The sequence below is a fragment of the Lapillicoccus sp. genome, from assembly GCF_046595215.1.
Lineage (GTDB): Bacteria > Actinomycetota > Actinomycetes > Actinomycetales > Dermatophilaceae > Lapillicoccus.
In genome coordinates this window covers 1-2,960 of the sequence record NZ_JBKJPP010000195.1, presented here as the reverse complement: position 1 = coordinate 2,960, position 2,960 = coordinate 1, and the positions used below count along the sequence as shown (strand labels likewise).

At 71.3% G+C, this 2,960-nt stretch carries 3 protein-coding genes and 1 tRNA gene; all 4 read right to left on the bottom strand.

Annotated features, from left to right (window positions below):
* Positions 1-2: 2 nt before the first annotated feature.
* Positions 3-75 (bottom strand) — tRNA-Glu (locus tag ACLL9L_RS16400).
* 150 nt (positions 76-225) lie between these two features.
* Positions 226-1,272 (bottom strand): PHP domain-containing protein, encoded by a 1,047-nt coding sequence (locus ACLL9L_RS16395; protein WP_411285727.1) that lies wholly within the window; start codon positions 1,270-1,272, stop codon positions 226-228.
* A gap of 16 nt (positions 1,273-1,288) precedes the next feature.
* On the bottom strand, positions 1,289-2,050 hold the full coding sequence (locus ACLL9L_RS16390; protein ID WP_411285726.1) for a hypothetical protein: 762 nt from the start codon (positions 2,048-2,050) through the stop codon (positions 1,289-1,291).
* A complete protein-coding gene (locus ACLL9L_RS16385) occupies positions 2,047-2,559 on the bottom strand; it encodes a SigE family RNA polymerase sigma factor (RefSeq protein WP_411285725.1) in 513 nt (170 codons plus the stop codon). Before ACLL9L_RS16385 ends, ACLL9L_RS16390 begins: the two co-directional genes overlap by 4 nt.
* Positions 2,560-2,960: the final 401 nt, after the last annotated feature.

Below are 2,960 nucleotides of genomic sequence, written 5' to 3'. Positions count from 1 at the left end.
CGTATCCCCAACGGGATTCGAACCCGTGCTGCCGCCGTGAAAGGGCGGAGTCCTGGGCCGCTAGACGATGGGGACCCGGTGTCTCGTGGGACCCCCGCCGTACCGAGCCGACCAGGTGAACAGCGTTTTCGGATCCGTCGAGGACTCCGAAAGCATAGGGGATGCGTGGGCGGCGGCAAAATCGTCACAGGCCGCGCTGGGGGGCCCGCCACGCCCCCGGGTCGCTCAGGACGCCGCCCACTCGAGGACCCGTTCGAGGGGCCACGTCGTGACGATCCGGTCGGCCGGGATGCCGAGGCGCTCCGCGCGCTCGCATCCGTAGGCCTTCATGTCGAGCTGGCCCGGGGCGTGGGCATCGGAGTCGATCGCGAAGAGGCACCCGAGGTCACGGGCCAGCTCGATCAGCTCGTCCGGCGGGTCACACCGCTCAGGACGGGAGTTGATCTCGACGGCGGTGTTGCTCTCGGCACACGCCTCGAAGACGGCCCGCGCATCGAACGACGACTGCGCCCGCCGGCCGCGCGACCCGGTCACGAGCCGGCCGGTGCAGTGGCCAAGGACGTTGACCCGGGGGGTGCGCGCCGCGGCCACCAACCGCCGCGTCATCGGCGCCGCGTTCATGGCGAGCTTCGAGTGCACCGAGGCCGTGACGACGTCGAGGCGACCGAGCATCTCCTCGGTCTGGTCGAGCTCGCCGTCGTCGAGGACGTCGACCTCGATCCCGGACAACAGCCGGAACCGGTCGCCGAGCGAGGCGTTGACGGCCTCGACGACGCCGAGCTGCTCGGTGAGCCGGGCCGCCGACAGGCCGTTGGCGATCCGCAGCCGCGGTGAGTGGTCGGTCAGGGCGAGCCACTCCTGCCCGAGCTCCACGGCCGCGAGCACCATCTCCTGGATGGAGGACCCGCCGTCGCTCCAGTCGGAGTGGCTGTGCAGGTCACCCACCAGCGCCGCATACAGGTCCTCCCCGCCGCGCACGAGCGGCCCGGACTCCTTCTCCTGCAAGGACTCCAGGTATGCCGGGAGCTCCCCTTCGACGGCTTGGCCGATCACCGAGGCGGTCGAGTCGCCGACGCCCTTGAGCTCGGTCAGGGTGCCCTCGGCCGTGCGCTGGCGCAGCTCGTCCGTGGAGAGGGTGGTGATGGTCTTCTCGGCGTTGCGGAAGGCCTCGACGCGGTAGGTCCCGGCACGTGAACGCTCGAGCAGGAAGGCGATCCGGCGCAGCGCCTCGGACGGGGTCACCGGGGCGGCAAGCGGCTGGACGAGGATCACAACGCTCAGTCTGGCATCAGCCGCCCGGCGGCGCCCCGCTCGACGACTCCTGCCGCACCGCGACGAGGTCGCCGTATCGCAGTTCGAGCGCACGGCCCTGGGCCGGGGCTGCCCCGCGGCCGAGGACGATCGACACCCGCCCCAACTCGTCACACCCTGTCCCGGCGAACGGTATCCCGTCCTGCTGGAGCGTCGGCAGGTCGGCGCCGACGCGGGCGAGGGTCGACGCGCAGGCCTTGGCCGAGTAGGCCGAGGTGACGAAGGTGACGGGAGTCCCTGCCGGCAAGCCGGCGGTGATGAGTGCCGTCGCTGCGGGATCCAGCCGGGTGAGGTAGAACCGCAGCGGATCGCCGGTGGCCGAGCCCGGACGCACCGCCGTGTAGATCTCGTCGTAGGGCGGTCGTTGCAGCGCCGCGGTCACGAGAGCCAGCGCGCTCGCGACGCCGGACTCCCCCGCTTGGGCCGGGTCGCTGCCTGCGCCCTGGGTGTCGCTGCCTGCCCCCGGGGTGCCGGGAGCAGCGGGCAAGGACGACGCCGCGGCACCGCGACCCTCGGGTGCGGCGGCCGTCGAGGCGCTGTCCGGGTGACGGGTCAGGGCGGGGACGGCGAGGGCGCCGATGACGACCGCGGCGGCTGCACCAGTCAGGCCGCGTGACCAGGCGCGCCGACGCGCGAGCCGGCGCTGACCGGCATACAGCGCCTGGTCCTCGAACGCCGTGCCGGGCGGCGTCAGCTCGTCGATCCGGTGCATCTGCTCGCGTAGCTGGTCCTCGGTCACGTGGTCACTTCCTTGTCTCCGCTGGTGTCCGTCGGGTCCTCGAGCCGGGTGCGCATCGTCGCGAGTCCGCGGGAGAGCTGGCTCTTGACCGTGCCCTCGGGCACGCCGAGCTCGGCGGCGATCTGGGGCACGCTCAGGTCCTGGTAGAAGCGCAGCACGAGCACGGCACGCTGCTTGGGCGCCAGCTCGCGCAGCAATGCCGACAAGGTGACCGTCAGGGCTGCGTCCCGGTCGTCAACACCATGCTCGGGCACGGCAGCGAGGGTGACCTCGCGGCCCCACTTGCGCCGGCTGTTGAGGTAGGTGCGCAGCATCGTCGTGCGGGTGTAGGACAGGGCCGCGTGGGGCGAGGCGATGCGCGGCCACGCGACGTAGACCTTCGCCAGGGACTCCTGCACGAGGTCGTCACCGTCCGCCCAGCTGCCACAGAGCAGGTATGCCGTGCGCCGCAACGAGAGCGAGCGCTCGCGGACGAACTGCATGAACTGCTCGTCATGCGCCCGCGTCACGCCTCACCCGCTCTCTCCCGCGTCACCGACTGACAGTCTTCACCGTGGAGGACACGCAGCGGCGGCGTTTCGTTCCCGCCCCGTCTCGAGCTGCTGGCGGGTGGGACCTCACGGCCGCTCGAGAAACTCCTCCCGCCCCAGACCAATCTGTTGGCGCCGGGGCGTCGAAACACTCTCTGGAGACGATCTTTCGAAGTCCGGGACCGGACTCACCACTGAGAGGTTGTCCCGCACTCCAAGGAGGAAGCAGCATGCGCACAACCAGGAAGATCGTCGGCGCCGCGTTCGGTGCAGCAGCAGTTCTCGCGCTCAGTGTCGGTCCGGCCTTCGCGGCCGACGGCTCGGTCAACGCCAACCTCAAGCCCAACCCGGGCAGCGAGGTCACCGGCAGCGGCACCGCG